Raw genomic sequence first — 6,096 nt, 5'->3', positions numbered from 1 at the left:
ACCCCATCTTATGTTTATCCCATGGTGCAATGGCTTAATAAAGGTGCCTTGATATTACGTCCAAATTACAGAGGATCTGCGGGTTACGGCGAAGCGTTCAGGTCCTTAAATGTTAAGAATTTAGGCGTCGGAGATGCCTGGGATGTGTTATCTGGTGTTGCAGCCTTAGAAGACAAAGGGATAATAAACGGAAATAAAGTAGGTGCTATGGGATGGAGCCAGGGTGGCTACATCTCTGCTTTTTTAACCACCAACTCAACCAAATTTAAGGCTATTTCTGTGGGTGCTGGGATTTCTAACTGGATGACGTATTATGTAAATACAGATATTCACCCGTTTACCAGACAATATTTAAAAGGTACACCATGGAGTGATAAAGAAATCTATGAGAAAACCTCGCCTATGACCAATATTAATAATGCTTCAACACCAACACTGATACAACATGGTGAATTCGACAAAAGAGTACCGGTAGCAAATGCATTTGAATTGTTCCAAGGTCTTCAGGACAAAGGTGTAGAAACCGAGTTAATTATTTATAAAGGGTTTGGGCATGGCATAAATAAACCTAAAGAAAGGCTCGCGGCTACATGGCACAATTGGAAATGGTTTGGTAAATACATTTGGGGTGAGGAGATTGAAATACCTGAAGAATAAAGAGAAGTTCAAAATTAGCAATAATTGTACTCGCCAGATATTAATCCTCTCATTGACTATTTCGATGTCAATAATAAATTTTTCAAGAGGACAAAATTTGAAGGACACTATCTCATGCCTTTATTCGTAATAATTAAGTATATTTCTGCTAAAGTAAATTCAGTAGAATTTATGACTATTCTAAAATCTGAAAATTTTAAATCCCTAAATATATATTAAACGATGAGCTATTATTTTAATACCCTTTTAAAAGGAAAAAGCTTTGAAGAAGCGATCGAACTGGTTACCGAAGAACTTAAAAAAGAAGGTTTCGGAGTACTTACCGAAATCGATGTGAAAGAAACATTAAAAAACAAAATCGATGTTGATTTCAAGAAATACAAGATTTTGGGTGCCTGTAATCCTCATTTCGCACATAAGGCATTAAAAAGTGAAGATAAAATTGGTGTTTTTCTACCTTGCAATGTAATTGTTGAAGAACATGAAAATGGGCAAGTTGAAGTTTCAGCTGTAGACCCAATTGCATCTATGAGCCCTGTTAAAAATGATGCTTTAGGCAGTCTGGCCATGGAGGTTCAGGAAAAGCTTAAAAAGGTGATAGAAAACCTCAATACTTAAAGATAACATTAAAGCATAAATCATATGATAAAATGTCTTAAAAACCTGCCAGGAGCATATCTAACCTTAATCGTTGTATTCTATATCCTGGGTATTCAAAACGGCTATTCCCAGGATACTCCTGAATGGATTACAGAAAGTAATAAACATACCGAAAAACTACTTGATGTAATTGCAAAGAATAATCCGGAATCTGCGGCCAGACTCGGAGTTGACGGATTAGATGACCAAATTTCTGATCTCTCAGAAGGATTTAATGAACGCGTGCTTTTAGATTTAAACCAGGTAAAAGAATATTTAAAATCCCAATTAGCGCAAACTGAGAACGAATTGGTTAAGCAAGATCTGCTCATCTTAATAGAAAGTACAGAAAACGAGATTGAAGAAATTCAATTAACTGAAACCAATTTACTACCCTATTACAATGCTACAAGTAGGATTTATAGCGGAATCCGTGGTTTATTGGAAGAGCGCATTCCTGCGGAGCGCAGACAGGCGGCCCTGGTACGTTTAAAAAAATATGTTGGAAGCGAAAAAGGTTATGTACCCTTAACAAACCTGGCTCGCGAAGAAATGGAAAGGGAATGGAATAAAAATAAAAATAGAATTCCGCCCTATAAAGAAGAGGTTGAACGCGACTTGAAAACAAGTGGTGAATACATTAAAGAAATTGAAGACCTTTTTATAAAATACAAGATCAAAGGGTTTGAAAAAGATTATAAAAAGTTGGTTTCCCAATTGGAAAATTACCACACTTATATTCGGGAGGAGGTTTTACCAAAAACACGAACAGACTTTAAACTTCCTTTGGCCATCTATTCATTTAACTTAAGGGAATATGGAGTAGATATGCCCATAGAAGAATTACAGCGGAGAGCTATGGTGGCATTTAAAGAATTACAGACGCAATTGCAGGTGTTGGGTAAAGTTATCGCGGAAAAACATAACTATCCGTCTAATGATTACAGGGATGTTCTTCGTGCTATGAAAAAAGAACAACTGGATAGCGCAAACATTTTAACGGTATACAGACAACAGATCAAAGAGATTGAGGCAATTATAAAAGACGAACAAATATTGACTTTACCAGATCGGGAAATGGTAATTCGTTTGGCTTCCCCTGCCGAAAGTGCTGCTGCTCCTGCCCCCTTTATGAGTCCGCCGCGTCTTATTGGGAATACTGGTGAATACGGCGAATTTGTATTGCCCTTAAAAGCAACAGGGGGTTCTGATGGGAGTTCCTTGCAAATTGATGATTTCACCCATTTGGCCGCTTCCTGGCCTCTGACTGCCCATGAGGGTCGTCCCGGTCACGAATTACAGTTTACAGCCATGGTGGAAAGAGGTGTCTCTCAGGCACGGGTAATTTTTGCTGCAAATAGTGTAAATATAGAAGGTTGGGCCCTGTATTCAGAAGAGATTATACAACCTTTTTTACCCGTTGAAGGGCAGTTTATGACACTGTGGAGCAGATTGGTCCGCTCTGGTCGCGCTTTTCTTGATCCGGGATTAAATTTGGGAACAATTACACCAGAGGATGCAAGATATATCTTAAGTCACGAGATTGTACTTTCTGAGGCTTTGGTAAGATCGGAGCTAGAACGGTATCAGTTTAGGGCACCGGGCCAGGCTACTTCCTATTTCAATGGGTATTTAAGATTAATGGAACTAAGAGCCGAAACTGAACTAATTTTAGGTGAAAAGTTCGATCAGCTGGCTTTTCACGATTTTGTATTAGGGCAGGGACTACTTCCACCCAAATTAATTAAAAAAGCAGTGTTGGAGGAATTTATTCCAGCCTATAAATAGGTCTAAGTATGATAAAAAAACATACATTCATTAGGGTTCAATATAATATTAAATAGAAGCTTTTATTCATGACAGAACCCATTGTATCTTCTATTTGGCTATATAATAATTTGGAAGATCCCGATTTAATAGTTTTAGATGCCAGTCCAAAAATCGGAAAAACTGATTTCAAAAACATCGGTATCAAAGGGGCCAGAAAGTTTGATCTGCAAAATGAGTTTAGTGATACATCAAGTGAACTTCCCAACACCCTTCCAAGTCCGAAACAATTTGAAAACAGCTGCAAAAAACTGGGGATAACTAATTCAAGTAAAATTGTGGTATATGACAATCTTGGGATTTACATAAGTCCCAGGGTTTGGTGGATGTTCAAAGTAATGGGGCACCAAAATATAGCTGTACTTAATGGTGGCCTGCCCGAATGGATACGTCGGGGTTATGAGACCCTACAACACAAACAAAATAATATTAAACCAGGTAATTTTGAGGCAAAATTTCAACCCGAAATGGTTAAGGATTATGATTTTGTATTGTCCAATATAAGCTCACAAGAGTCCATCTTAATTGATGCGCGTTCCAGGGGTCGATTTAAAGGGATAGCTCCGGAACCGCGTGAAGGTTTACCAAGCGGGCATATACCAGCCTCTTTAAATTTACCTTACACGGAGGTATTGGAACACGGAAAGTATAAATCTAAAGAAGCACTTGAAGCTATTTTCAATAAACTTGATGTTAATGAAAAACCCCTGGTTTTCAGTTGTGGTTCAGGAGTTACCGCTTGTATTATATTACTAGCAAGTGAGTTTGTATTAAAGAATGATAAATCTGTTTATGATGGTTCATGGACAGAATGGGCCCAAATTAAAAATAAATGAAAAAACTGATTTATCTTTTACTGGCTTGTGTATGCTCATGCAGTCCTTCCCCGGATAAAAAAACAGCTGTCAATATATCTGAACAGATTGAGCCAACACAAACTTCTTTAATAGTTCTTGGTAATGTACAAGACGCCGGTTCACCACACATTGCCTGTAAAAAGGAATGTTGCCGCGCACTCTTCCAAAACCCCGATGACAGCAGAAAAGTGGTCTCTTTAGGCGTTGTTGATCCTGAAAATAACAGAAAATATCTGTTTGAGGCAACTCCTGATATGCCGGAACAACTGAAAATATTAAAGAACTACGTCCCAAAAAACACAAACGAGATAGTTGATGGTATTTTTCTGACACATGCTCATATTGGGCATTATACAGGCCTGATGTATCTTGGAACAGAAGCCATGGGTGCTTCAAATGTCAATGTGTTTGCAATGCCTGTTATGGATACCTATTTAAGGATTAACGGTCCCTGGAGTCAGCTGGTTGAGAATCAGAATATTTCCCTGCAATCTTTGAATAATAAACAGGAAATCTCGCTTACTCCAAATTTAAGCGTAATCCCTTTTCTTGTGCCACATAGGGATGAATATTCAGAAACTGTAGGCTACAAGATAATCGGCCCCAATAAAACGGTTCTTTTTATCCCGGATATTGACAAGTGGTACAAATGGGACACGAATATTGTCGATGAAATAAAGGCGGCAGACTATGCATTTCTCGATGCCGGATTTTTTAGTGAAAAGGAAATAGATAACAGGGATATTTCAGAGATTCCACACCCAACCGTATTGGAGAGCATGGAACTTTTTAATAAATTACCTGCTCATGAAAAAAACAAAATTTGGTTTATCCATATGAATCATACTAATCCACTACTCAACCCAAATAGCGCAGAATCTAAAGAGGTGTTGTCAAGAGGGTATCATATAGCCCGATTTAAAGAAATATTTCCACTATAGAAAGGTTCAGTCCTCCTGAGTTATGGAAATCACATAAATTATATTTAATACTTTGGGAGCCAATTTTTGGGAGCACCGAGGCTCTATACTGTTACCTTTCCAGCTGCGAAAACTTACTTCTTAATCAACCTGCATAAGTGATTTTCCTATTGGAATAGACTTCAGATTAAGGTGGCTGAACTGGAAAAATTTAAAGTCTTTAGTCCAAATATTGAAAGACCTAAAAAGTCCCTTTTCTGTTTAAACTTTAGGGCGGAAAAGGTCAAAAATATAGTGCAAATTTCGTAACTTTATTGCGCTTTTAAAACCTAATTATTATGTGCAGATTTGTAGCCTATTTAGGGAGTCCAATAATCGTTGAAGATATACTAGTTAAGCCGGAAAATTCATTGGTACATCAAAGTTATGACGCTGAAGAATCTATTATGACAGTAAATGGAGATGGTTTTGGCTTAGGTTGGTATTATAAAGATATTCAGGAAGAACCCGGATTGTATAAATCGGTGTTACCAGCGTGGAATGATCAAAATTTATTGAACAATGCCTCCATCATTAAAACTACTTGTTTTTTGGCGCATATTAGAGCGGCCACGACTGGTGGTGTTTCACAGGAAAATTGTCATCCTTTTAAATACAACGAACATTTAATGATGCACAATGGGGGTATACAAGATTTTGAGAAAATAAAACTCGACTTAGTATCTCTTTTAGATGAAGAAGCGTTTTTATGGATTCAAGGACAGAGCGACACCCAATATATTTTGGCTTTATTCATGACGAATTTCAGGAAAATGGGTATTGAAAAACCCGCAACTCCAGAAGAATTAGTTAACTGCTTCAACAAGACCTTTAGCGATATAGAAAATTTAAAACAAAGCAAGGGAATAAATAGCACATCCAATTATAATATAGTGCTGTCAAACGGTCATCGAATGATCGCTACACGCTATAGCACTGATGCCTCTTCGGACAATCGTTCCCTTCATTTTGCAGAAAAGATCGCTTGCAGTTTTAATGATGAAACTGGAGATCTTGAAATAGAAGAGGATATCGTTAAAAGAAGTGCCGCATTAATTTCGTCGGAAATGTTGACAGATGACAGGAATTTATGGAAAGAGATCCCTACCAACCATGCCGTATTTATTGACAGTGATATGCAAGTATCTCTACATAAA

At 37.5% G+C, this 6,096-nt stretch carries 6 protein-coding genes; all 6 read left to right on the top strand.

The window, feature by feature from the left end:
• On the top strand, nucleotides 1-657 hold a 657-nt coding region (locus WBN20_RS15180; RefSeq protein WP_424282295.1), incomplete at its 5' end, for an alpha/beta hydrolase family protein.
• 222 nt (nucleotides 658-879) lie between these two features.
• The gene (locus tag WBN20_RS15175) at nucleotides 880-1,275 is read left to right on the top strand and encodes a DUF302 domain-containing protein (RefSeq protein ID WP_424282294.1); all 396 of its coding nucleotides are present in this window, start codon (nucleotides 880-882) and stop codon (nucleotides 1,273-1,275) included.
• A gap of 24 nt (nucleotides 1,276-1,299) precedes the next feature.
• Nucleotides 1,300-3,084: a DUF885 domain-containing protein gene (locus WBN20_RS15170; RefSeq protein ID WP_424282293.1), complete on the top strand. Its 1,785-nt coding sequence runs from the start codon at nucleotides 1,300-1,302 to the stop codon at nucleotides 3,082-3,084.
• A gap of 68 nt (nucleotides 3,085-3,152) precedes the next feature.
• Nucleotides 3,153-3,959, top strand: coding sequence for a sulfurtransferase (locus WBN20_RS15165; protein ID WP_424282292.1), 807 nt, complete (start codon nucleotides 3,153-3,155; stop codon nucleotides 3,957-3,959).
• A complete protein-coding gene (locus WBN20_RS15160) occupies nucleotides 3,956-4,921 on the top strand; it encodes an MBL fold metallo-hydrolase (RefSeq protein ID WP_424282291.1) in 966 nt (321 codons plus the stop codon). Before WBN20_RS15165 ends, WBN20_RS15160 begins: the two co-directional genes overlap by 4 nt.
• A gap of 317 nt (nucleotides 4,922-5,238) precedes the next feature.
• Nucleotides 5,239-6,096, top strand: an 858-nt coding sequence (locus WBN20_RS15155) for a class II glutamine amidotransferase (protein ID WP_424282290.1), incomplete at its 3' end; no start/stop codon positions are given.

This window comes from Eudoraea sp. (assembly GCF_049665975.1).
Classification (GTDB): Bacteria; Bacteroidota; Bacteroidia; order Flavobacteriales; family Flavobacteriaceae; genus Eudoraea.
Note: the sequence above shows the minus strand (reverse complement) of the source record. Positions and strands in the feature narration are given on the sequence as shown.